This window comes from Acinetobacter venetianus RAG-1 = CIP 110063, from assembly GCF_000368585.1.
Lineage (GTDB): Bacteria > Pseudomonadota > Gammaproteobacteria > Pseudomonadales > Moraxellaceae > Acinetobacter > Acinetobacter venetianus.
In genome coordinates this window covers 624,009-649,141 of record NZ_KB849558.1, presented here as the reverse complement: position 1 = coordinate 649,141, position 25,133 = coordinate 624,009, and the positions used below count along the sequence as shown (strand labels likewise).

The 25,133-nt window shown below is 37.5% G+C and carries 25 protein-coding genes and 1 pseudogene; 16 read left to right on the top strand and 10 right to left on the bottom strand.

Annotation, left to right across the window (positions count from 1 at the left end):
* Positions 1–2: 2 nt before the first annotated feature.
* From F959_RS08675 to F959_RS08665, 3 genes are all read left to right on the top strand, one after another.
* Complete coding sequence (locus tag F959_RS08675; RefSeq protein ID WP_004879219.1) at positions 3–683, top strand: YoaK family protein; 681 nt, start codon at positions 3–5, stop codon at positions 681–683.
* 3 nt (positions 684–686) lie between these two features.
* Positions 687–1,226, top strand: a complete 540-nt coding sequence (locus F959_RS08670) for a DUF2058 domain-containing protein (protein WP_004879216.1) — start codon at positions 687–689, stop codon at positions 1,224–1,226.
* A gap of 119 nt (positions 1,227–1,345) precedes the next feature.
* Entirely contained in the window at positions 1,346–2,596 is a 1,251-nt protein-coding gene (locus F959_RS08665) for a mechanosensitive ion channel family protein (protein ID WP_004879214.1), read from the top strand.
* A 57-nt stretch (positions 2,597–2,653) separates the two neighbouring features.
* On the opposite strand, the gene F959_RS08660 is transcribed toward F959_RS08665, so the two are convergent.
* Together F959_RS08660 and F959_RS08655 are read right to left on the bottom strand one after the other, a co-directional pair.
* On the bottom strand, positions 2,654–2,983 hold the full coding sequence (locus tag F959_RS08660; protein ID WP_004879211.1) for a hypothetical protein: 330 nt from the start codon (positions 2,981–2,983) through the stop codon (positions 2,654–2,656).
* Positions 2,984–3,081: 98 nt separating this feature from the next.
* Positions 3,082–4,923, bottom strand: a complete 1,842-nt coding sequence (locus F959_RS08655; RefSeq protein WP_373278710.1) for a non-contractile tail sheath protein — start codon at positions 4,921–4,923, stop codon at positions 3,082–3,084.
* A 276-nt stretch (positions 4,924–5,199) separates the two neighbouring features.
* On the opposite strand from F959_RS08655, the gene F959_RS08650 reads away from it, so the two are divergent.
* On the top strand, positions 5,200–6,354 hold the full coding sequence (locus F959_RS08650) for a catalase family protein (protein ID WP_004879208.1): 1,155 nt from the start codon (positions 5,200–5,202) through the stop codon (positions 6,352–6,354).
* 64 nt (positions 6,355–6,418) lie between these two features.
* Here F959_RS08650 and F959_RS08645 read toward each other — a convergent pair whose 3' ends face one another.
* Complete coding sequence (locus F959_RS08645) at positions 6,419–6,613, bottom strand: hypothetical protein (RefSeq protein ID WP_004879207.1); 195 nt, start codon at positions 6,611–6,613, stop codon at positions 6,419–6,421.
* 111 nt (positions 6,614–6,724) lie between these two features.
* On the bottom strand, positions 6,725–7,072 hold the full coding sequence (locus F959_RS08640) for a hypothetical protein (RefSeq protein WP_004879205.1): 348 nt from the start codon (positions 7,070–7,072) through the stop codon (positions 6,725–6,727).
* Between the two features lie 71 nt (positions 7,073–7,143).
* On the opposite strand from F959_RS08640, the gene F959_RS16810 reads away from it, so the two are divergent.
* Positions 7,144–7,377 (top strand): hypothetical protein, encoded by a 234-nt coding sequence (locus F959_RS16810; protein ID WP_004879202.1) that lies wholly within the window; start codon positions 7,144–7,146, stop codon positions 7,375–7,377.
* A 117-nt stretch (positions 7,378–7,494) separates the two neighbouring features.
* Here F959_RS16810 and F959_RS16890 read toward each other — a convergent pair whose 3' ends face one another.
* Both F959_RS16890 and F959_RS08625 read right to left on the bottom strand, forming a co-directional pair.
* Positions 7,495–7,776, bottom strand: coding sequence for a hypothetical protein (locus F959_RS16890; RefSeq protein WP_004879199.1), 282 nt, complete (start codon positions 7,774–7,776; stop codon positions 7,495–7,497).
* A gap of 165 nt (positions 7,777–7,941) precedes the next feature.
* Positions 7,942–8,154, bottom strand: coding sequence for a hypothetical protein (locus tag F959_RS08625; protein ID WP_004879197.1), 213 nt, complete (start codon positions 8,152–8,154; stop codon positions 7,942–7,944).
* A 185-nt stretch (positions 8,155–8,339) separates the two neighbouring features.
* Here F959_RS08625 and F959_RS08620 point away from each other — a divergent pair, with 185 nt between their 5' ends.
* The 5 genes from F959_RS08620 to gcvH all read left to right on the top strand — a co-directional run bounded on the left by F959_RS08620 (position 8,340) and on the right by gcvH (position 13,066).
* On the top strand, positions 8,340–8,783 hold the full coding sequence (locus tag F959_RS08620; protein ID WP_017196667.1) for a BLUF domain-containing protein: 444 nt from the start codon (positions 8,340–8,342) through the stop codon (positions 8,781–8,783).
* A gap of 324 nt (positions 8,784–9,107) precedes the next feature.
* Positions 9,108–10,955 carry an ABC transporter ATP-binding protein gene (locus F959_RS08615; RefSeq protein WP_004879193.1) on the top strand — a complete coding sequence of 616 codons (1,848 nt, stop codon included), beginning with the start codon at positions 9,108–9,110 and terminating at the stop codon, positions 10,953–10,955.
* Positions 10,955–11,395: a MaoC family dehydratase gene (locus tag F959_RS08610; protein WP_004879191.1), complete on the top strand. Its 441-nt coding sequence runs from the start codon at positions 10,955–10,957 to the stop codon at positions 11,393–11,395. Before F959_RS08615 ends, F959_RS08610 begins: the two co-directional genes overlap by 1 nt.
* Before the next feature lie 129 nt (positions 11,396–11,524).
* Positions 11,525–12,550: an AraC family transcriptional regulator gene (locus tag F959_RS08605; protein WP_004879189.1), complete on the top strand. Its 1,026-nt coding sequence runs from the start codon at positions 11,525–11,527 to the stop codon at positions 12,548–12,550.
* A 141-nt stretch (positions 12,551–12,691) separates the two neighbouring features.
* Positions 12,692–13,066: a glycine cleavage system protein GcvH gene (gene gcvH / locus F959_RS08600; protein ID WP_004879188.1), complete on the top strand. Its 375-nt coding sequence runs from the start codon at positions 12,692–12,694 to the stop codon at positions 13,064–13,066.
* A 60-nt stretch (positions 13,067–13,126) separates the two neighbouring features.
* Here gcvH and aspA read toward each other — a convergent pair whose 3' ends face one another.
* Positions 13,127–14,569 (bottom strand): aspartate ammonia-lyase, encoded by a 1,443-nt coding sequence (gene aspA / locus F959_RS08595; protein WP_004879186.1) that lies wholly within the window; start codon positions 14,567–14,569, stop codon positions 13,127–13,129.
* A gap of 481 nt (positions 14,570–15,050) precedes the next feature.
* Here aspA and putP point away from each other — a divergent pair, with 481 nt between their 5' ends.
* Complete coding sequence (putP, locus tag F959_RS08590) at positions 15,051–16,547, top strand: sodium/proline symporter PutP (RefSeq protein WP_004879185.1); 1,497 nt, start codon at positions 15,051–15,053, stop codon at positions 16,545–16,547.
* Positions 16,548–16,589: 42 nt separating this feature from the next.
* Here putP and F959_RS08585 read toward each other — a convergent pair whose 3' ends face one another.
* Positions 16,590–17,081 (bottom strand): Lrp/AsnC ligand binding domain-containing protein, encoded by a 492-nt coding sequence (locus F959_RS08585; RefSeq protein WP_004879183.1) that lies wholly within the window; start codon positions 17,079–17,081, stop codon positions 16,590–16,592.
* Between the two features lie 120 nt (positions 17,082–17,201).
* Here F959_RS08585 and putA point away from each other — a divergent pair, with 120 nt between their 5' ends.
* The gene (gene putA / locus F959_RS08580; RefSeq protein ID WP_004879182.1) at positions 17,202–20,966 is read left to right on the top strand and encodes a trifunctional transcriptional regulator/proline dehydrogenase/L-glutamate gamma-semialdehyde dehydrogenase; all 3,765 of its coding nucleotides are present in this window, start codon (positions 17,202–17,204) and stop codon (positions 20,964–20,966) included.
* Between the two features lie 98 nt (positions 20,967–21,064).
* On the opposite strand, the gene F959_RS08575 is transcribed toward putA, so the two are convergent.
* A complete protein-coding gene (locus tag F959_RS08575; RefSeq protein ID WP_004879181.1) occupies positions 21,065–21,325 on the bottom strand; it encodes a DUF2164 domain-containing protein in 261 nt (86 codons plus the stop codon).
* Between the two features lie 186 nt (positions 21,326–21,511).
* On the opposite strand from F959_RS08575, the pseudogene F959_RS08570 reads away from it, so the two are divergent.
* The 3 genes and pseudogenes from F959_RS08570 to F959_RS08560 form a co-directional block, all read left to right on the top strand.
* Positions 21,512–21,982: pseudogene (locus tag F959_RS08570) on the top strand (GrpB family protein); the annotation flags it as partial.
* A 93-nt stretch (positions 21,983–22,075) separates the two neighbouring features.
* On the top strand, positions 22,076–23,161 hold the full coding sequence (trmA, locus tag F959_RS08565; protein ID WP_004879179.1) for a tRNA (uridine(54)-C5)-methyltransferase TrmA: 1,086 nt from the start codon (positions 22,076–22,078) through the stop codon (positions 23,159–23,161).
* 260 nt (positions 23,162–23,421) lie between these two features.
* A complete protein-coding gene (locus tag F959_RS08560; RefSeq protein WP_004879177.1) occupies positions 23,422–23,649 on the top strand; it encodes a hypothetical protein in 228 nt (75 codons plus the stop codon).
* Positions 23,650–23,692: 43 nt separating this feature from the next.
* On the opposite strand, the gene F959_RS08555 is transcribed toward F959_RS08560, so the two are convergent.
* Positions 23,693–24,427: a phosphodiester glycosidase family protein gene (locus F959_RS08555; protein ID WP_029424836.1), complete on the bottom strand. Its 735-nt coding sequence runs from the start codon at positions 24,425–24,427 to the stop codon at positions 23,693–23,695.
* A 172-nt stretch (positions 24,428–24,599) separates the two neighbouring features.
* Between F959_RS08555 and F959_RS08550 the strand changes: the two genes are divergently transcribed.
* Positions 24,600–25,133: a lecithin retinol acyltransferase family protein gene (locus tag F959_RS08550; protein ID WP_004879172.1), complete on the top strand. Its 534-nt coding sequence runs from the start codon at positions 24,600–24,602 to the stop codon at positions 25,131–25,133.

The window sequence follows — 25,133 nt, the reverse complement described above, 5'->3', positions numbered from 1 at the left end:
CTATGCCATTACAACGTTTACCGAACTGGATTCAATTAGGTGCTTTCTTATTAGCCCTGAATGCAGGAATGGTAAACGTTCTTGGCTTAATCACTGTCCTTCATCAGTCTGTCTCACATATGACAGGCAATGTCAGTATGTTAGCGATGAGCTTAATTGACTGGCAACCAGAACACTTCATTTATCTCACACTCGTCATCTTCTGCTTCGTTGTAGGCTCATTTTATAGTGGTCTAATTTTAGGAAACAGTCATGTGGCTTTTGGTCGTCATTACGGATTTCCTCTAAGTTTTGTTGCTGTTTTTCTCTTGCTTACTTGGCTACTTGTCCCTTATTTTCCGCGTTATAGCTTATTGTGGGCTTGTGCAGCAATGGGCATGCAAAATGCAATGGTCAGTCACTATAAAGGTGCAATCATCCGTACTACGCATTTGTCAGGTGTACTGACTGATATAGGCCTAACCTTAGGCTACAAAGCTCGCGGACTAAAAGTAGATAATCGACGCATTTTTTTACATTTACTCATTTTTATTGGTTTTTTACTTGGCGGCATTGTTGCCAGTTTGCTTTATCCTTATTTAAAATTACATGCTTTTCTCGTTCCAGCAGCACTTAGCTTTGTCATGAGCATGGCCTATTGGATCGTTTATTTTCGCTTCTCAAAGAACTCAAATTTGGATTAAATTATGGTTAAAAATGCACTTCAAGCTCAGCTATTAAAAGCAGGTTTAGTCGATAACAAGAAAGCGAAGAAATTGACCAAACAAGCTCAACATGAGCAACGTACTGGTCAGAATGATGATGCTGAAATTAAAGCAAAAATTGACCAAGCGAAACAAGAAAAGCTTGCTAAAGATCAAGCATTAAACCAAGAAAAGCAAAATCTCTTAGAAGAAAAGGCGCTCAAAGCTTCAATCATTCAAATGATCAAGCAACACAAGATCAAAGAAACTGACGGTGATGTGGCTTATCAATTTATTGATGAAAATAAAATTAAAAAGGTATATTTATCACAGCAAGTTTACAACGCACTGGTATCAGGATCTCTGGTCATTGCCAAAGACCAAGAAAGTTATGCTTGTCTACCTAAAGCCTTGGCAGAACGTATTGATCAAAAAATGCAGGGTTTTATTCTTGTGAATAACAACGCTGAAAATAACGACCAGACAACCGATGAAGAAGATCCATACGCAGCATATGTTATTCCTGATGATTTAATGTGGTAATCCCTGAACCAAAGAAATGTAAAAACACCTTACAAATCGTATATAAACTGTGATTAGATTATTATAGTTTGCCCTAACACCTTACAATTCTCCTTCAAAGAATTTTAAGGTGTTTTAGTTTGGATTATTTAAAGTTTGTTAGTGAAATTCGAGGTGAGTTAAGCCATTATCCATGGCTCGAAATGCTATTAGCATTAGCCATGCTGATTTTCTTTGCTGCTTTAGCAAATTTTATCGCTAAGCGGATTATCGTGCGTGGAATTCGTCATTTAGTTACTAAACTTAAATCTCCAAACCAATCTATTTTTGCTCAACATAGCATTATTCGAAGATTTGCGAATATTGTCCCAGCGATTGTCATTATGAATGGCATAACCACCATTCCTCATTTACCCGCTAAAGTCATTTCATTTATACAAATGGGCGCTCAGGCATTTATTTTCCTTACGATTGCCCTAACGGTAAGTGAAGCACTGAACATCTTTAACTTAATCTATCAACGTAATCCTAAATCAAGAAATAAGCCCATTAAAGGATATCTACAGCTCGTCAAATTAATCTTATTTGTCGTGTGTGGTTTAATGATTTTAGGAACGTTCCTGAAAAAAGATGTTTTCACACTGCTCGCTGGTTTTGGTGCGATGGCTGCAGTGTTGATGTTGGTTTTCCAAAACACGATTCTTTCTCTCGTAGCCAGTGTGCAAATTGCATCTTATGACATGGTACGTATTGGTGACTGGATTGAAATGCCTTCGCTCAATGCGGATGGCGATGTCATTGATATGTCATTACATACTGTGACTGTTCAGAACTTCGATAAGACCTATACGACTATTCCTACCAATAAACTCGTTACTGATACCTTTAAAAACTGGCGTGGTATGAGTAATGCAGGTTGTCGTCGCATGAAACGCTCTTTATTCATCGACCAAAGCAGCGTGCATTTTATGACAGATGAGGAACAACAAAAGCTCAAAGACTTCTTGTTGCTAGACCAATATTTAGACGCTAAACAATCTGAAATTGATGAATTCAATAAACAACTGAGTAATCAATCGCGTTATAACAAACGTCGTTTAACGAATCTTGGTACGTTTAGAGCCTATGTAGAATTTTATTTACGTCAACACAAAGGCATTGCTCAAAATCAAACGATTCTAGTTCGCCAAATGCAGCCAACCAGTGAAGGTTTACCTTTAGAAATCTATGCATTTACCAATACTATTGCATGGGCTTCTTATGAAGCGATTCAGTCAGATATTTTTGACCATCTAATCGCAATTGTCCCAGAATTTGGATTGAGAGTTTATCAAGCCCCTTCTGGTTATGACTTTCAAGTGATGACAACAGAACAGAAAGAGCATGCATAACGTTTAAATTAATGAGAATCTGCTTTTTAGCAGATTCTCTTTTAACGGTGCTGAAAACTAATCACAAAGAATATTTAATTTCTGAGAATAGTAATCCGTAGAGACTTTTAGATCAGACATCAATTTTTCTTTTGTATAGTCCTTCGGTGCTAACTTAAGTAAAGCGGGTACATATTGAGACTCATACAATTCAGGATAATCCTTACAAAGTACGCGTGTTTGCTCTTCTTTCGGTGTGTCAGGGTTGTCTAATGTATCCATATACGCTGAAATTTTGTTATCAACAACCTCAAAACTTTCCTGAGCTTTATCACTTTTAACTTCAGGCTGTTTATTACAACCAACAAATAACATTGACACAAAGCCGATCAACAAAATTCTTTTCATAAGTACATACTTTACTGAAGCTTTTCATAAAAATTAAAACCAATTTATACTGAAAAAACAGCAAAGGCTATGGTTTTTCAGTGGGCTTTATCCATTTCCTATAAGTAAATTTCGGGTGGATAAGGCGTATCATCTGTAATTGCTGTATACGGCGTATTTCCAACATAAAAAGTATTCGGTAATTGAGCTGCGTCAATCACGATGGAGTCAGCCATAACTTGCGGATATGCCCAAATAAATTGCTTCATTAATCCCAACGAACCGTTATTGCTCATATCACCAAAGACTCGCTGCCAAATCGGTGTTCGATATGGTTTCGTTTTATCAAAACCGTAGACATGAGCAATCGTTTCATCAGGAACAAAACCAGCCAAATAAGCCACTTTATTTTCAGGATAATTCAGATCTTGAGTCGGTATCGTAGAAACTGCCTGATGAGCTGTATTTAATCTAGCTTCTAATATCCAGTCATAAGCTTCGGTCATAATAAAATCAAAGTTTGGATAACTATAATGTTCACTTGGATAATTAATATCTGTGACAAGTGTTTCTATTTCCGTCCGAATGGTAGGGAAAAAGATCAATGGACATACTTGAGCCGATGGAAACTGTGCTTTAACAGTGCTGCGAATATCACGACAGGTCTGCCCTAATTTATTTCGCAACCATGCCTTGAATTCATCATATGGCGTGCCTGTTTTATTCATTGCCTCATAAATTGTTCCCAGATCAGGTGCATACAAGCCCGTATCTGCATTAAAGGCAAGTTTAGTCGGATAATCATAGATACAAGGCAAATTGCTACCTTGGTTATACCACCACCAAGGTTCTCCTATTTGCATAAATACATCACATCCACCTATATTCATCATATCTGCGAACTCAACAAATGCTTTATTTAGATACGCCAGTGCACTTTGATCCGACATGCTAAAAAAATAACTCGGAGGCTCGTAACCTGTTTTCCCTAAATTATTATTCCAATCACGTTGCGCCCAAAATTCATTAGCTCCTAATGAATACATTTCAAAACTGACACCAAATATGGGCTGCATTCCAACATCATGCAGTGCTTCTGCAAAATGCTCATGCCATTTACGGGCACATGGATTAACTACATTTTCATTGGTTGTCAATGTATCTGATATTTGCCACTTGCCAATATCACTTTGCCATGACATCTCAGGATATTTAGACATTCCACAATAATGATTAACAAAGCCCTGATAGCCCAATGCTGCAATATTACTGACGATACGCTTAGGGTTTAAATCATAGTGATCATCATAACTGCTACAAATTCCATAATCATGAGGTGCTATAGAAACTCGCTTTAGAACAAGTTTTGCATTCACTCCAGTGGTTACAGAATTAGTGATACGAATATATCCATCTTCTGCTTGCGCTAGCGGAATTGTTGAATGTCCGTTATAACTGGTTGTAAATCCTGAAAATGAAATCCGCTGAATATTGTTGATAGGAAAGCTATCCGTGGCTGAAAACCCTGCTTTTACTGAATCCCAATCAATTTGAATATGCGCTGTTCTTGAGCTTGGCTGATTTGCATAATTAAACAACACCACGTAAGCGACTTTAGTCTGATCATTTTCAGTATATTGAATCGTTAATGTGGGCGTGAGTGTTTCATTATTTAATACAGGCATAGAGGGTGATAACTCAATATCAAAATCCCAAATCATCCCTGAATAATCATACTTCGTCTCATAAGCTAAAAACTGATGATCTTTATTGTCATGAGAATCCCAACTAACGCCAACAAGGTCAGTCGTTGCTCGTGAACGAAAGGATGCCTCAAAACCATTTTCATAATCAGTGATTGCAAATGACATTGTTTGTGGGCCATCAACACGCCAATACATCGGACTAAATCGATCAATGATCATGTCCTCAACTAAAAATAACGATGTAGCATCATTCATAAGAGTTTCATTTTGCTTACTATTTTCTGTCATTTATTTATTCTCAAGTCATCAATATAAAGCCTCATCATAAATTTTATTTTTCACGTAATTGTTAAGATAGATAAGCTTTTGAGTAAACTTAGGTATTTAAAATATATTTGAGTCTTATGCTTTTCAGAATTCTTTTGAGTTTCAAGACACTTACAACCGTTTGATTGTCATTTACTTATCAATGCAACACAATGATTCAATATAACGACTAAAACCAGAACAGCATAAATGAGGAAATCGGTCATGTTTTATCAAAAATACATCATTTCGCTGTTTGTATTCTCCTCAGTTTTCATCGCTATGTCTGGATGTAGTGAAAAAATATATCAAAAGCCCCCGCTATCAACATTCAAGAATAATGAGACGAAAATTCCTTATCCACAAATAGACCAAGACTTGGGTGAGAAATTACAACCGAATGAAGCACTATTAGCACAAGAAATTTCAAAGACCATCGAGCAAACCATACGTAAACAGTATCAAAATGGTCATGCCCTACGTGATGCTCACCCCAAAGCACATGGCTGTGTGCAAGCTGAATTTCAAGTTTTAAATGACATTCCCAAGCAACTTGCCCAAGGCGTGTTTATACCGAACAAGACCTATCAAGCTTGGATTAGATTTTCCAATGCATCAAGTGATGCGACCCAAGCAGATAACAAAAAAGATGCTCGTGGCATTGCGATTAAAATTCTAGGCGTTGCTGGAAAGAAAATTCTAGAATCTGATCCTCAAGCAACAACTCAGGATTTTATTATGATTAATCATCCTGTTTTCTTCGTAAATGATGCCAAAAGATATTTGAGTTTTACCAAACACATTAGCGGTGATCATTTTACCGACAAAATTCAAGTTCCATTTGCACTCGGTATAAAAGGTACGATCAATGCTTTAGGTGCTCGTAACTCATTAATTGCAAATCCAATCCAAGCACGTTATTGGTCAATGGTACCCTACCAACTTGGCATCGGTGAAAACCGACAAGCAGTAAAATACTCTGTTAGAGCATGTCAGCCTCAAAAAGCAACTATTCCTAAAAATGCTGAACCAAACTTCCTAAGAAGCGTTTTGAAGAATACATTAGCTCATCAAGATGCTTGTATGGAGTTCCTCATTCAACCAAGAACATCCAACAAAATGCTTATTGAAGACTCGATGACAGAATGGAAAGAATCTGAAGCGCCTTTTTATCGCATCGCAACAATTCATATTCCACAACAAAACTTTGATACAGCAAAGCAAAATGAGTTCTGTGAAAATCTTTCATTTACACCATGGCACGCCTTACCCGAACACAGACCACTCGGTGCGATCAATAGATTAAGAAAAGTGATTTATGAAGATATCAGCAGAGTCCGTCATGAAATGAATGCAGCACCACGAAAAGAACCGAATTAATAGATATTTAGTTCGTATGAGAAAATGAAGCTCTTAGTTACGAGCTTCATTTGTAGTCAACAGCTTATTGAACATTGAGTTCTGTATCTTTGGCAACAATCACGGAAGCGACCATTGGAACACCTAGAATGATTGGAACGACAATAATCCATAGGTCAGTAGTAAGTTTACTTGAGAAAAAGAAGTGGATGACGATTGCAGCTAAGGCCAACACAGAAAATAAAACAGCCATGAATCGAATTGCAAACTTGAGAAGCATTTTTTGATCCTATGAAATTGTTGTTAGCTTAAATTATATGCCTCTTTATCATGCAATAACATTACAAATTTTAAGGGATTTATCACTTTTTAAATATGTGTGATTGAAGCTTTACTCTCGATAAAAAATATTTAGATCTTTAATCAACTGATGCTTGGAAAACTCATCATAGATGTTTAATTTTAAAGAACTTATATAATTTTCTACAAAAATCATCCTATTGATTTCAGTGTTTAATAAATTCTTTTCCATCAAAAATTTTTGATAGGCTGAGATTAAATAGTTTAAACGAAAACCTATACTTCGCTTCTTACGACTTTCCGAAATTTTATTTCCCATCTCTATAATCCCTCCAAAAGTATGAGGACTTACATCTTGTTCATTAAATTTTTCTTCATTAATTGAAAAGTATAGCTTTAATATGACAGTTTTATGACAGAATTTTAATAATTCTTTCATAAATTCATGTAGATAAGTTAATTAACTTGTATTATTATTTCATAAATTCTTAAAAGTGATGCATCCATAGCATGAACGATACTAGTCTTTTAAACGAATTAAATTTAATGATTGATCATTATGTTTCTCGAAATGGCTCTAAACCAAGTCGAGTAATTCTGGGGTACAAAGCTTATTCAACACTTATGAATGACCGAGAATTTGCGAAAGAGGTTACTAATTCAGCACTAGATCCCAATAAGCGCAAATATAGAAAACTTAAAATTAAGGTGACTAAAGACGATTATCAGCTTGAATTAGAATAAAAGATTTAAAAGAAAGCTCTCAAAAGAGAGCTTTTTTATTTTCAGTGTAAAATATTAATATAACAAAATTCAGGACTTAATAAGATTTAATCCAAATAAAATCAATATATTACAATATTACTTATTGTTCACATCTATTCTAAATACCTTTCCATTACACACCCAAACCGTATAAGTTTGCATATCGATGTCATAAATATATTCAGTTACCGCACAAGAGCGACGCCCTTCTCTATGAATGAAATATCTCGGCGAAGATCTTCCCATTTTTCTCAATAAATCACTCTCACTATCACCAACAACCACAAGCTCATATGAAGAACGTATTGAATTCGTTTCTCTTGCAAAAGCATATTCTGTTAATAGAAGCGATGTAACTAATAATATTATGTATTTCATTTAGCATGCCTTTTATTATTCATGTCCATAATTTACCAAACGGTAAAAATAAAATCATTAAAATAAAATTTTAAAGACTTTTAACTATATATACGAGGGATAACTCCATTTAGCCCTCAAAGGATTATAATTTGAAAAACTTTAGTCCAAATCGCTTTAACAGAATCAAAAATCAACTTTGTATTGATAATTAAGATTAGAATTTTCGGGTATATTGTGAATATCTTGATCAGTCACCACACCGTGTTCAGGCATTTTAAAAGTATTAATTGCCTGATTTTCAGGAACAATCGGCGGTTTCATAGAATTCTCATAATTCATAGAAGAACAACCAACTAAGCTTGTTGCAAATACACACCCCATAAATAACTTCGTCATTATCGCCTCTTGATACTATAAAAATCACATAATCTAGCAAATAGTCTGCTTAATGTCTCATTCCTAATATTTATAGGCAGTTGTAGTAATCTTGTAAGGTTCGGACAATTATTACGCTTAAAAATATACAAACCTTTGTTTTATCTATATAACTGGATGTGAACTTTAAAATGAGCACATCAATGATGAAGTCAGTAAGGCTTTTATACGTAAGTAAAATTAAGAATATTGACTCCAATCTAAAGACAAATTTGATTGAAATCCTAGATGAAGCAGTAGATTTTAATTATCGCAATGATGTTACTGGTGTTTTATATTATGGCCATGGATATTTTGTACAATGTCTTGAGGGTCAAAAAGATACCATCGATGACTTGTTCTATACAAAGATTGTCAAAGATGACCGACATGTTAATTGTGAAATTCTCTACTATGCTGCATGTGAAGATAATTTATTCTCACAATGGTCTATGAAATTTTCACCAGTAAATCAAAACATTACTGATTTTTTTATGAAATATCATCTAGAAGAGTTCAACCCCTATTTGCTGACGGCCGAAACGACTGAAAACTTTATTTCAGTACTAGCTGGTGAGCCTGAACTTGATGTAAATAGTTATGTAGCTTAATTTCTGTATAGATCAATAGAATTGACTCATACACTTCAGAACAACTGGAACTCATTGAATAGATAAAATCCTTTAATGAGTTCTAGTCCTAGATGAATCACGCTCTTAAATTAAATTTCATGAATTAGTTCGACTACTTTTAGAAACGCTGAATCCACTATAAAAAGCCTTTATTCAATCTCATCACTTGATAAATCAGCTCATTAATTTTTCCATTTAGTAAAAATAATATTTACTCGTTTGCTTTTATCGTTACTCCTATCCATTTTCTGATATGCTACGGAAGCTAGGCGAATCGATACTTTATAATTAGAGGAAACAAGCATGTTGCAGTGGTTTGAAAAACTAGTCGACCCATACCCCACCAAAGACTTAAACAAACCATTACCAACCACATTTTTTGCATTTGTTTGGCAAGCAACAAAAGGCATTCGTCCATATCTCTTTATCTTAATTGCGTGTACCGCAGCAGCAGCAAGCTTTGAAGCATTATTCTTTTCTTATATTGGTAAATTAGTGGATTGGCTGACTCAAAGCCAACCGAGTACCTTTTTAGAGAACAATAAGCAAAATATCACGATTCTGATTAGCATTCTTTTCGCCAATATTTTCTTTGTTAGTTTGCAATCTGTCGTTAAACACCAAGTTTTATTTAGTAATTTTCCAATGCGAATGCGTTGGCGCTTTCACAATCTATTGCTTCAACAAAGCTTAGACTTTTTCCATACTGATTTCGCAGGTCGACTTTCAGCGAAAGTCATGCAAACTGCTTTGGCAGTGCGTGAGTTTTGGATGATTCTCGGCGATATGTTGGTTTATGTGCTGATCTATTTCATCACGATTAGCTTAGTACTTGGATCAATCTCGCCTATTTTAATTGTGCCACTGATTTTATGGTTGGCTATTTTCATCATCATCGCGACGTATTTCATTCCTCGTTTAGGAAAAATCTCTCAAGAACAAGCGGATGCGCGTGCAATCATGACAGGTCGTGTAACAGATGCTTATACCAATATTCAAACCGTAAAATTGTTTGCTCATGCTGGTCGTGAAAGCCAATACGCCAAAGAGTCCATGAAAGAGTTCATGCTCACTGTTTATAAGCAAATGCGTTTAGGTGTCAAATACGAAATCAGTATTCGCTTCCTCAGTGCTTTTTTATATATAGGTGTGATTGGTACTTCTGTTTGGTTGTGGACACAAGGTCAAGCTGCTATTGGCGTTATTGCAGCAACAACTGCAATGGTTTTGAAGTTGGATAGTATGGCTGAGTTTTTAATGTGGCATGTCACCATGCTGTTTGAAAATGTCGGTACGATTCAAGATGGAATGAAAACTTTAGGCAAGCCCGTTCAAATTCAAGATAAAGAAGATGCAACGGAACTTACAGTTCAAAAAGGTGAAATCCGTTTTGAAAATGTCAGCTTTGCTTATAATCAAAAAAATGTCATTGATCATTTTAATCTCACGATTAAACCAGGCGAAAAAATTGGTATTGTCGGTCGTTCTGGCGCTGGCAAATCAACACTAATCCAATTGCTCCTACACTTCTATGATGTGAACCAAGGTCGTATTTTGATTGATGGTCAAAGTATCCATGATGTCACTCAAGACAGCTTACGTGCCAATATTGCATTGGTAACTCAAGACACTTCACTACTACATCGTACTGTTGCGGAAAACATTAAATATGGTCGTCCAAATGCGACAGAAGCAGAAGTTGAGCTCGCAGTTAGAAAGGCAAAAGCCGAAGAGTTTATTCCACAGTTAACAGATCAAAAAGGGCGTGTTGGCTATGATGCTTATGTGGGTGAGCGCGGTGTAAAACTGTCAGGTGGACAACGTCAACGTATTGCAATATCACGCGTTTTCTTAAAAGATGCACCGATTCTTATTTTAGATGAAGCAACCAGTGCCCTTGACTCAGAAGTCGAAGCTGCGATTCAAAGCAGTTTAAATGACTTAATGGTTGGCAAAACAGTCATTGCAATTGCACACCGTTTATCTACTATTGCTCAAATGGATCGTCTCATCGTACTTGATCAAGGCAGAATTGCTGAACAAGGCACACATGAGGAATTGATTGCTAATGATGGCTTGTATGCTCAACTTTGGAAACGACAAACAGGTGGTTTCTTGGTTGAACAACGAGTGACTCAGGAAACAGAATAATGTTGTATTTAGAAGATTTAAGTATTGGAGATCGTTTCATAAGTCGTGAATATGAAATGACGCTTGAAGAAGTAAAGCAGTTTGCAAGTCAATACGACCCTCAACCCTTCCATTTAGATGAAGAGGCTGCTGCTGAACATCCTATTTTCCAAGGATTAGCAGCAAGTGGATGGCATACATCAGCCGTGACTATGCGTCTGTGGACAGAATGCTTTCCAATTGCGGGCGGGTTGCTCGGTTCTGAGTCTAGTTTAAGATGGCCTCGCCCAACGCGTGTTGGCGATAAAATTCATGTGGAAGTTGAAATTACTGCAATTGTGCCATCTAAAACCAAAACTGACCGTGGTATTGTCAGCTACGTTACTCAAGCTTTGAACCAACATGGTGATGTGCTATTAATATCTACAACTAAAATCATGGTCTTTAGAAAACCAACTTAATTTTTTGAACATGAGGTGACTCTCTTGTCCAACAATTTTTATGATTGATTATTTTATTTCATGTAAAGATGTTCAAAACCTAGATGATTAAAGATATTAGCAAAAATTGATGAGCGCCACGGAAAGCACATGAAAACGACCTCAACTCGTCAAGATCAAGGAATACCAGGCGTCTATGGCTTATTGTTATTAGATGTTGTTTCTCGTTGGGGATATAACGATGAAACTTTATTCGCTCCTTTTCATTTAACAAGCGAACAACTGGCTGATCCAAATTTTCGCATACCGACACCAATTGCGAATGAACTCGTAAAACACTCTTTACGTCTTACAGGCGAAAGTACACTTGGCTTTCATTTAGGTACGCAAATGCGTATCTCAATCCATGGCTTTATTGGCTATGCGATCATGACAGCTCACGACATTACTGATGCAATCGCGTTGGCGAGTCGTTTTATTCAATTACGTCTACCCTTTTTACAACTTTATTTTTCTACTTTTGGTCCGAAAGCAACTTTACAGCTTCAATGTGATATCGATGTTGAACCATTACGCACTGAGATTATTCTAGGTTTGACGATTGGCATCATGACGATGGCAAAAGCTTTAACGGGTATTGAAGATCTTAATGGTGAAGTTGATTTAGATTTTCCCGAACCTCAAGGTTTTGATAAGTATAAAGATAAGTTAACGAGTACCGTTCGTTTTAACCAACCACACTTAATTTCTAGCTTTGATAAAAAATATCTTGGCTTAAAAATGGTCAATGCTGATCCAATTGCAAGCCAAATTGCGATCAACCAATGTGAAACTGAATTGTCAGCTTTAGGTGAACGTCGTCGTTTAGCTATGCGTGTTCGTGATATTTTAACCAACTCAGAACAACATTACTTAAGCATTGAAAGTGTTGCAGAACGTTTGCATATGTCGGATCGAACTCTCAAACGCCAGTTAGCCGCTGAAGGAACATCATTTTCAACACTCGTTGATGAAGTTCGTTACCGTCATGCTACGTCTTTACTCTCTCGTACAGATTACAGTTTAGAACAGATTGCTGATGAATTAGGTTATTCAGACGTTGCCAACTTTAGTCGTGCATTTAAACGCTGGAGTGGTCGTAGCCCGAGTAACTGGCGTAAAGATCCATATTTATAAAGTTAGAATTTGTTGGGTGACTTCAAGAATGACTCAACAATCTCTAAAAGTACTTATTTTATAAATGCTTTTGCTTTTGTTTTGATTAAAAAACATGTATAAAGCCACAAAAATGATGAGACAAATTGTTAAGGAGTTGTCATGAATCATCCAGCTGATTTGAAATATGCGCGTACGCATGAATGGGTAAGAATTGAAGGTGATTTGGTTGTTACAGGAATTAGCGACCACGCGCAAGAAGAGCTAGGTGATCTAGTTTATGTTGAAGCTCCAGAAGTTGGCAGCCATGTTACAGCAACTGAACAAGCTGGTATTGTTGAATCAGTGAAGACTGCTTCTGATATTCACGCACCTGTTTCAGGTACAGTGGTCGAAGTAAATACTGATCTTGAAGATGATCCTGATTTTGTTAATGAAGAGCCTTACGGTAAAGGCTGGATTTATAAAATTAAACCAGACAATATCGCAGATGTTGAAAAATTACTTTCTAACAGCGAATATGAATCAGGTTTATAATTTTTATAAATTTAAAAAAGCCTAGTCATTGAACTAGGCTTTTTTTATGACATGAATTATCTATGCAACGTAATCAACTGGATAGCCGTCGACTTCAGAAACTAGATTTTCAAAAGAGAAAATTTCATCAAGCTGTTCTTGAGTCAATAACTCACGCTCCAATACAACTTCTTGGATGGTTTTATTTTCAGCGATACATTGCTTACCTATCTCATCACACAACGCATGCCCCAATAAAGGATCAAGCAAGGTAATAATTCCGACACTACGCATCACTGCATCATGACATGCTTGTTGATGCGCCTTAATACCGCGTACACATTTTTCATCCAGACTTTGAATCGCATGTGTCAGTAGCTCAATTGATTCATTCAATGAAATCGCAATCACTGGTTCCATCACGTTTAGCTGTAATTGACCTGCTTCAGCAGCGAAAGTAATGGTTAAATCATTGCCAATCACTTTAAATGCAATTTGGTTTACCACTTCAGGAATAACTGGGTTTACTTTTGCTGGCATGATTGAAGAGCCAGCTTGTAATTCTGGCAATTGGATTTCACCTAAACCAGTACGAGGACCTGAACTTAACAATCGCAAATCATTACTGATTTTTGAAAGCTTACACGCCAAACGCTTCAAAGCACTGGATAAAATGATGAAAACACCACAGTCACTGGTTGCCTCAACATAATCTTCAGCACCAACCAGTTTTAAACCCGTAATATCTTTTAGACAGGTTACGACTTTTGCTGCATAGCCTTTCGGCGTATTTACACCAGTACCAATTGCCGTTGCACCTAAGTTCACTTCGAGCAACAATTCGCGAGTACGCTTGATTAAACGAACATCTTCTTTTAATAAGGTTGCGAATGCATGGAATTCTTGCCCAAGTGTCATCGGCACAGCATCTTGCAGTTGCGTGCGTCCCATTTTTAAAACATAACGGAACTCAATCGCTTTATTTTCAAATGAAGTGATTAATTTATCCATCTGTGTAAATAAAGCATCCAAAGAGCAATACGTTGATAAGCGGATCGCTGTAGGATAGACATCATTGGTAGATTGGGATTTATTGACGTGATCGTTCGGATGAATCACATCATACTTACCTTTTTGATGACCCAATGATTCTAATGCAATATTTGCAATGACTTCATTGGTGTTCATATTGATGGAAGTTCCTGCACCGCCTTGATAAATATCAATTGGGAAAGAATCTTGCCATTTTTCAGTTTCATTGATTAAAGCATCACATCCATGCTGGATTGCAATACTTTGAGTTTCCGTCAGTTTTCCAAAACTTAGGTTCGCTTGAGCTGAAGCCTTTTTTACCTGTGCTAGCGCACGAATAAAATAGCCATTTTGTCCAACTTTCTGCGAAGATATTTTAAAATTCTCTATTGCACGTAAAGTATGAATTCCATAATAACAATCAGCAGGAACTTCTTTCGCGCCGAGCAAGTCATGCTCTATTCTTATAGTTGCCGTTTGAACCGTGTTCACTTTCCATTTCTCTCAGACGATGCACCTTATTGGTGCGAGACATTAATATGGAAGATTTAGAGTAAATATTCATTAGCAAAATTGCTTAACATTACGTATTTTTTATAATGAAATTTCTCTGCTTTGTTGCAAATGTAACATCATGTTTCATTTATTTTGCCTACTTTTCACACCCATATCGCTGTTTTTTGGCTTGGAGAATATACTTTTGTAACTAACTAAAACGTCGTACCGTTTTTTTGAGCTAAAATCTCATTTTTTTACGCAAGAAAAAATGCTTTTTTTCAGATTAAAAAACGAATATTCATACACTTATTTTAAATTACATAAACAATACATAAAATACACATAAAGTTAACAGTATTTCAAAAAACAAACGTGCTTGAATCTGTGACCTTATCAATCCAAGGAATAGTGGATCATTTTTTTGACTATTCGGATGTGATTGCAAATTATGGATATGTAAGGACAGGCATCCATTATGAATTTTTCTAATCCCACAGTTGTTGTATTCGTGGTATACATCGCTGCCATGCTCGGCATCGGTCTATACGCCTATTTTTCCACCAAAAATCTTGATGATTATATTCTTGGAGGCCGAAGTTTAGGCAGTTTTGTTACCGCTTTATCTGCTGGTGCATCGGATATGAGTGGTTGGTTGCTCATGGGCTTACCAGGCGCAATTTACCTAACTGGTTTATCAGAATCGTGGATTGCAATCGGTTTGATCATTGGTGCATGGCTTAACTGGTATTTGGTTGCAGGTCGTTTACGTGTGCATACCGAAGTACAAAACAATGCCCTCACCCTGCCTGATTATTTTACTGGTCGTTTTGATGATCAGAAAAAAATCTTACGCGTCACATCTGCATTGATTATTCTGATCTTTTTTGCAATTTATTGTGCTTCAGGTATGGTTGCTGGTGCTCGATTATTTGAAACGCTATTCCACTTACCGTATCAAACTGCGCTTATGTTAGGTGCTTTTGCAACGATTGGTTATGTGTGTATCGGTGGTTTCTTAGCAATCAGCTGGACAGATACTTTCCAAGCAGGCTTAATGATTTTCGCATTATTGCTTCTCCCTATCGTGACGTACATGTCATTGGGAATTGGCGCGGAAGAGTTTACAGCGATTGTAGAAAGTGCACGTCCACACGCTTATGATTTTGTTTCGAATTTAAGTTTTGTTGCGATTCTATCAGCGGCGGCTTGGGGTTTAGGCTATTTTGGTCAACCTCATATCCTCGTTCGCTTTATGGCTGCTGATTCTGTTAAATCAATTCCTGCTGCCCGCCGCATTGGTATGACTTGGATGGTCCTATGCTTGATTGGTGCAGTTGGTTCTGGTTTCGTCGGTATCGCATACTTCCAACAACATCCTGAGTTTGCCGCTGCTGTAAGTGCTAACCCTGAAACTGTGTTCATGGAACTCACCAAAATTTTGTTCAACCCTTGGGTTGTTGGTGTCATCCTTGCTGCAATTTTATCTGCTGTGATGAGTACGTTGAGCTGTCAGCTTCTTGTCTGCTCTAGTGCGTTGACGGAAGATTTGTACAAAGGCCTTTTCCGTAAAAATGCATCTCAAAAAGAGTTGGTTTGGATCGGTCGTGCAATGGTACTTGCTGTTGCATTGCTTGCACTCTCTTTAGCTCAAAACCCAGACAGTAAAGTACTTGGTTTGGTTGCTTATGCATGGGCTGGTTTCGGTGCTGCTTTTGGTCCATTGATTATTCTTTCATTGTTCTGGAAGCGTATGACGCTAAACGGTGCATTGGTAGGTATGATCGTTGGTGCTGTTACGGTAATCGTATGGAAGAACTTCTTCGGCGATACTGGTATTTACGAAATCATTCCAGGCTTCGTTCTCGCTTTGATCAGCATCGTTGTGGTGAGCTTACTTGGTAAAGCACCAAACGCGACTGTGACAAGCCGCTTTGAACAAGCTGATGAAATCTATACACGCGAAATGAAATAATTCATTGAGAAATTTAAGGGGCTTTAGAGCCCCTTTTTTTATTTAAAATTTTGAACGTGATTTAATTTTTATCTTCGAACTATCTTTGACCACCTGCATCACAGGATAACTCCGAGTCTCTTTTACCCCTGGCAACTGCCATAAGATCTGACCCGCAATACGACGAAACTCCTCCATTCCTCCGCTACGCAGCTTGATTAAAAAATCAAAGCCACCACTCACCATATGACATTCAACAATCTCAGGATATTGCGTTACAGCGTCGATGAAATCATCCAAAACGTGCGGCGTGGTTTTATCAAGCAACACTTCTACAAACACGAGAAAGTTCGCATTGAGCTTGTTTGGATTGAGTTTTGCCTCATACCCTAAGATGAATTCATCTTTCGTTAACTTCTGCACACGCGCCATTACAGCTGTGGGTGAAAGGTTCACAAGTTCGGCTAATTTACTGTTAGAAATTCTCCCATCTGTTTGAAGAATATCCAAAATTTTCAGATCCGTCCGATCTAAGGTATAAATAGGGCTATTCAACTGAATTTTCCTCTAAAAAATGGGTAAAATATAGTGAGTTACTCGGGTTTTATTCTGTAATCATAAATTATCTAAACCTCTCTACTCAATATGTACTAGAGATTGTTATTGGAATTTCGTATGAATACTTTGGATATCCCCGCACAAATGGACACGGCTCACAACAATGGTGGTTATATCACCGAATTTAAAGAAAAAAGTGAGCTTGAGCAACGCATTAATACTGCTTGGCGACGTGCAGAGCCAGAAGCCGTAGCAGAACTTGCTGAAGCAGCTAATATTTCTCCTGATCTTGATCAAAAAATTTATGAATTGGCTTTTGACCTTGCCCATAACTTACGTGAGCGTAAAAGCTCAGCGGGTAAAGCAGGCATCGTTCAAGGCTTACTACAAGAGTTCTCACTTTCTTCACAGGAAGGTGTTGCGCTTATGTGTTTGGCTGAAGCATTACTTCGTATTCCAGACACGGCAACACGCGATTTACTCATTCGTGACAAAATCAACCAAGGTAACTGGAAAGAACACGTTGGCCAAAGTAGCCTCATGTTCGTCAATGCTGCTGCTTGGGGCTTAATGCTTACTGGCAAGTTAATGGAAACGCCTAAGCAAACCAGTTTATCAAGCGTATTGACAGGCCTTCTCGCACGCAGTGGTCGCGGCATCATTCGTAAAGCCGTTGATGTAGCTATGCGTATGATGGGTGAACAATTCGTTACTGGCGAAACCATCGAAGAAGCACTTGAACATGCTAAACCACTTGAGCACAAAGGCTTCCGCTACTCGTATGATATGCTTGGTGAAGCTGCGCTGACTGACCATGATGCTGAGCGTTATTATAACGACTACACTCAAGCCATTCATGCGATTGGTAAAGCATCTAATGGTCGTGGTGTTTACGAAGGCCCAGGTATTTCAATCAAACTTTCTGCGTTGCACCCACGTTACCAACGTGCGCAAATTGATCGTGTTCACAACGAACTTTATAACAAAGTTTATGAACTAGCGTGTTTAGCTAAACACTATGACATCGGTTTAAATATCGATGCAGAAGAGTCAGAACGTCTCGAAATTTCTTTAGAGCTACTTGAGCGTCTTTGCTTTGAGCCAAAACTTGCTGACTGGAAAGGTATAGGCTTCGTTATTCAAGCTTACCAAAAACGCTGCTTCTTCGTTGTAGATTACATCGTTGATCTTGCGAAACGTAGTAACAAACGTTTAATGATCCGTTTGGTGAAAGGTGCATACTGGGATAGCGAAATCAAGAAAGCGCAAATCGACGGTATGACAGACTACCCTGTGTTTACTCGTAAAGTTCACACGGACTTGTCTTACATTGCTTGCGCGAAAAAATTACTTGCTGCGCCTGATCAAGTGTATCCGCAATTCGCAACACATAACGCTCAATCGCTTGCAACGATTTACAACCTTGCTGATCCAAGTAAATATTACCCAGGTCAATATGAGTTCCAATGCTTACACGGTATGGGTGAGCCATTGTATGAACAAGTTGTAGGTTCAAAAGAAGATAAAAAATTGGGGATTCCTTGCCGCGTCTACGCGCCTGTAGGTAACCATGAAACCTTATTGGCTTATCTTGTTCGCCGTTTACTTGAAAATGGTGCGAATACATCATTCGTAAACCGTATTGCAGATAAGACTTTGAAGGTTGAAGATCTAATTCAATCTCCAATCAAAGATATTCAAACTGCTGCGAAAGATGAAGGTCAGCTCGGATTAAAACATCCTGCAATTCCTCTTCCGCACAACTTATATCCATTACGTCCAAACTCAAATGGCTTTGATCTAAACAATGATCAACCATTAACAGATTTAGACAAAACGGCTCAACAATTACGTAACCGTGTTTGGAACAGCGCGCCTTTACTTGGCTTTGAATCTACAGTTCATCCAGAAAGTAATGCCCTTGCAATTACAAACCCTGCACAAAATAGTGAAATCGTGGGTTATGTAAATGAAGCAACTAGTGCTGACGTACAACTTGCATTAGAAGCAGCGGTACAAGCACAACAAACTTGGGCGATGACAGACAAATTCGAGCGTGCTGCTTGTTTAAAACGCGCTGCTGATTTGATGGAATCTCGTATTCAAGAACTTATGGTTTTACTTTGCCGTGAAAGCGGTAAAACCTATGCCAATGCGATTGCAGAAGTTCGTGAAGCTGTTGACTTCTTACGTTATTACGCAACACAAATTGAAAACTTACCAGCAAATGCACAAGTTAAGCCATTGGGTACAGTGTTATGTATCAGTCCATGGAACTTCCCTCTTGCGATTTTCTCTGGTCAGATTGCAGCAGCGTTAGTAAGCGGTAACTGTGTTATTGCAAAACCAGCTGAGCAAACACCACTTATCGCAGCTCAAGCAGTACAAATGCTTTGGGAAGCAGGTGTTCCACATGGTGCAGTACAACTTTTACCGGGTCGTGGTGAAACAGTTGGTGCTCAACTAAGCCAAGATGATCGTATTCAAGGCATTATGTTTACTGGTTCTACAGAAGTTGCAAAAATCTTGCAAAAGACTGTAGCAAAACGCTTATCACCAAATGGTCAACCAATTCCGTTAATTGCGGAAACGGGTGGTCAAAATGCCATGATCGTTGACTCATCAGCTTTAACCGAACAAGTTGTATTAGACGTTGTAAGCTCAGCATTTGATAGTGCTGGTCAACGTTGTTCTGCACTTCGTATCTTATGTGTACAACAAGACAGTGCAGCGACCGTCGTTAAGATGTTGAAAGGTGCAATGCAGCAATTGATCGTTGGCAATCCAGCAATCTTAAAAACTGATATTGGTCCTGTTATCGATCAAGAAGCAAAACAAACGATTGATAATCACATTCAAAAGATGAAATCTAAGGGCTACCCTGTTCATCAATTGATGTTCAATGATGCTGCAAGCCAACAAGCACTTGCACAAGGTACTTTCGTTCCGCCTACAGCGATCGAACTTCCAAACCTTGATGATCTTGAACGTGAAGTATTTGGTCCTGTGTTGCACATCATCACGTATAAATACGGTGAACTTGAGCAACTGATCGACCGCATCAACGCCAAAGGTTATGGCTTAACAATGGGTCTCCATACTCGTATTGATGAAACGATTAATACAGTCATTCAACGTGCAGAAGTGGGTAACTTGTATATTAACCGCAACATCGTTGGTGCAGTTGTTGGTGTACAACCATTTGGTGGTGAAGGCTTATCTGGTACTGGTCCAAAAGCAGGTGGTCCACTTTATATGTATCGTTTGATGGAACATTGTTCTGAGAAAGTTTTAGCAACACCGTTTGCTGTTAAATCTGAACTCTCTCAGTTTGATGCAGTATCAAATGTTGCATATCAAAACTTGTTAACTTGGGCACAAAAACATATGGCTCAAGCAATTCCAGAAACTCCAGCATTCGGTGTTGGTAAATTCTACGAGTTGCAAGGCCCTACTGGTGAAAGCAACCAATACATTATCTTACCTCGCCATCGTGTGCTTTCAATTGCAAACGATGAACGTGGTCAATTGCAACAACTCCTCGCAGTTTTTGCAGTAGGTAGTTCAGCAGCTGTGTTAAAAGACAATATGTTCTTAGCAAAACATCAAGCTTCATTACCTAAAGAAGTTTTAGCGGCGATCAAAGTTATTTCTAATGTTGAAACTGATCAGTTTGATGCTGTACTTCATCATGGTTCTGTTGAGCAATTAACAGATCTTCAAAACAAAATTGCGAACCGTTCTGGAGCAATCGTGGGCATTACTCATCTTCAAACAGATGAGCAGATTCCTTTAGAACGTCTAGTCATTGAACGCGCTATTAGCGTAAATACTGCTGCTGCCGGTGGTAATGCGAGTTTAATGACTTTATCTGAAGACTAATTTAAGTCTTCAATCTCCCAGCCCGAATCATGTTCTACATGGTTCGGGTTTTTCATTTTTAGAGATTATTGTCCCAGAGTACAGTGTCTTTTCAGTATTCAAGCTTTTGAGTTTTCTTTGGTTAAAACAAAAAGGTCATCATTCAAATAAGCAAAACGCTCTGCCAACCATTCATGTGTATCATTCAAAGCTTGGTTGTAAAAATAAGGCCCGAACTCCTCAACAATAAAGTCCAATAAAAACTGTGCAGGTAAATTCCCTAAATCTACATCTAACTCTTTCAGCACATATTTTTTCAATGCGTGCAGCAATTGCTCACGAGTTAACTCATCAAATTCAATAGTTTTCTTTTTCACCATGAGTTTATCTCTCATCTCGTCCAAATATAATTACAGTTAATTTAACAGCATCGTGCATTCACATAACGTCGTAAAATGACGCATAAACCTATTCTTTTCTTATTTTTTAATAATATGTGTGTTCAAAACTAGGTACATAACTTGCTGCATTTTTATATAAATTTTTAGAGGAAGAATAATGCAGTTTTTCCAGCAACTGAATATCAGCAAAATGCTACTGAGCTTTTCGAAAAATATAAAAGTGAAATACTTTCGCTAACCCCAAATGCGATTGTTGAACATATTGGTTCTTCAGCAATCCCTCATGCAATTTCAAAGGGTGACTTAGATATCTATATAGAGGTGACCGCTCAGCAATTTTCACGAACAATAGAGCAACTTAAAACATTAGGATTTAAAGAAAAACTCAATACTTTACGCACTGATGAACTGTGTATGCTTGAAAGCCAAGCATCTGATGAGGATGTTGCCTTCCAAATAGTGGTCACTGGATCAAAATTTACTAATTTTCTCATTTTTAGAGATCGCTTGAGGAATTCAGCTCAGCTAGTACACCAATATAATGAGTTAAAACAAAACTGTATGGGCTTATCGCCAGATGAATATCGACAAATCAAAGCTGAATTTATTGATCAAGTTTTAAGTACGAATCTATGAGATAAACATATGAATTTGATAATTTCCATCCACCTCATACGCCTTTTTTGATACCATGCCTTGTTTAAATTTCACCTATAGTTTTCATTATTTATGACTGTATCTTACCAACAGCAACTTCAAGAGAAAGTTGAACGAATTACCGCACAATTTGCACCGTTCAATCCCCCAGCTTTAGAAGTGTTTCAATCACCAGAACAACATTTCCGTATGCGTGCTGAGTTTCGTATCTGGCACACTGAAGAAGATTTGTTCTATGCAATGTTTGAACGTGCTGAAGACGGTAAGCAAAAACAAGTCATTCGTGTAGATGAGTTTCCAATCGCAGATCGTCACATTAATGATTTAATGCCACGCTTATTAGAAGAATTAAAAGCAAACCCTATTTTATCTCAGCGTATTTTTGAAGCTGATTTTCTCTCGACACTGAGTGGAGAAATGCTTGTCACGCTGATTTATCACCGGAAATTAGATACTGAATGGGAAATTGCAGCAAAAGCACTTGCAGAAAAGCTGAATATTAAAATTATGGGCCGTAGTCGCGGTCAAAAAGTGATTATTGGTGATGACTACGTGGCTGAACAACTTAATGTTCATGGTCGTACATTTAAATACAAACAAATTGAAAGTAGCTTTACTCAGCCAAATGCGCAAGTGTGCCAACATATGCTTGAATGGGCATGTGATGCAGCTGAAGGAGCTCAAAAAGATTTACTGGAGTTGTACTGTGGAAATGGGAATTTCACCCTACCACTCTCATTAAAATTCAAACGTGTACTTGCGACTGAGCTTGCAAAATCATCTGTTTACGCCGCGCAATGGAATATCGAACAGAACCAAATCGAAAATATTCAAGTTGCACGCTTATCTGCTGAGGAATTCACGCAAGCCTATCAAGGTGAGCGTGAATTTAGGCGTTTACAAGAAGCAGAGATCGACATCAAAAGTTATGCGTTCGATACTGTTTTTGTCGATCCACCGCGTGCGGGGATTGATGATGAAACACTTAAACTGCTACAAGGCTTTGAACGTATTATCTATATCTCATGTAACCCAGACACGCTACATGATAACTTAGGGACACTTGCACAAACGCATCGCATCACAAAGTTTGCTATGTTTGACCAGTTCCCTTTTACTCATCATGTTGAATCTGGTGTTTTACTTGAAAAGATTTAAACAAATTATTTCAACGTAAATTTTATATATAAAGGGTTGCAATAACCCTTTATTTTTTCAGCAAGTTTAAATATTAAATCCGAGTAAAAAAGTCATATATATCAAAGATCAAGTCATTAAATCGTCATAATTTCGTTTATCTTCCAAATGTTTATCGAAAAAATTGAAGTTCGATTGCTGCTTTTATCACTTTAGCTGACTTGTTTTTTATTTTAAAGCGGCTATATTTCGATCTATGTTAGTTTGTGAATGAAGGCTCTATGAGTTTTTGGCAAAAAATGTTCAGTGCAGATCAACAGTATAACGAACAGAAGAATCAAACTTCTTGCGTTGAAAATGATTGTTCTTGCAAATCAAATGAACAACTATTGGATGCTTTAGTAAAAGCAACTGATGAAGATGTCATTAAAGGCATCAAGAAAGTACTGATTTCTCGCGGCTACAGCCGCAAAGAGTTACTGGCGATGATCAATCCACCAGTACAATAAGAAAGAAAGCCCTAATCTCTCCTTGAAAGATTAGGGCTTTTTACTATTTACAGGCTTTTCTATCTATTTCCACAACAATTGGCCCTAAATTCGTTCTTTTATCATGTCGTTTAGTTTCATTTAAATATAAGCTTGAAATCGAACCATCCAAATACAAAGCTTGATCAATCTGCAATTGCTGTTTAAAAAATTGGGCAAACTGATAAAAACTCATCCTCTGTTGTGAAATCACAAAATACAATTGATTATCTTTGATTCCTACACCATTTCTGATTTTTAAAGAATTTGATTTTGGCAAAAATTGGGAGTTGATCTTTCCATGATTGATTAACATTGGCCCTGATTGTGTCGCAAAAAGCGCCCTAAATTTACTTTTCTTATAATCTGCCGTGGTTTGAATTACAGCATTTTGATGATTCCATGCCAGTACGCCATTTGGTTGCATAAAGAAGTTCCCAAAACCAGTATTCTCATTTAACTGAGATGTTTGCTTGGCTTGCTCTACATACAAACCCACAGGCTGATAGTCCACATGATACATTCCTGCATTCATTGCAAAATTCATTTGAGCACAAGCTGGAAGATTTGCTTGAAGACGAGAAAAATTATGATAATAACGATCTGAATTTTTATCTTTTAAAAATAATTCTAACTGATCTAGTTTTTCAACTTTAATCACGTCATACGTGATCTGATCGACCTGAATACTTTGATATTGTGCTGCATGTAATTCAGCTACTGAGTACATTGATAAAAAAGCTAAAAGCCAAATCTTCATCGTCATTTTATATATGAAGCCAATTTTTATTATTTTCACATAGCAAAATCAATCCTGAAAACAGCAGATACAAACTCAACACATAATCATAGGATTCTATGTCTAAATATGCTCGATTGATTCATTATTTTTCACTAAAATAACACTATAAATACAATATTTTTGTATCAGCATGCAGCAAAAACATCAACGCTTCCCTCTTGGTGCACACCTGATCGTAAAACACTTTGGTTATAGCCATCATGGAATTTATGCAGGTCGTGGACGGGTCATCCATTACTCAGGTTTTGCTCATATTTTCAAAAAGCATCCGATTGAAATGACCTCTATCCAACATTTCGCACGTGGAAAAACGATCCACACAAGAGACTACCAATCACCACGCTACAAAGCAAAGGCTGTTGTTCGGCGTATGCGCTCACGTATGCATGAAAACCATTACCATTTGATTATTAATAATTGTGAACATCTCTGTACGTGGGCAATTACAGGTATAGAATCCAGTACTCAAGTTGAACGAATGCAACGGCGTTTGGCAACAATTGGTTATGTCAGCTCAATTATGAGTTATATGAATAGTATTATGCTTACGGTTGCTACAGCATGTTTTGCTATCGTGTTATACATCAAAATCATGCTCCGTCGTCAAGCCAAGAAATCCACACCAGCATATTTATTACTGAAAGAGAAACAGACTAAAAAGTGA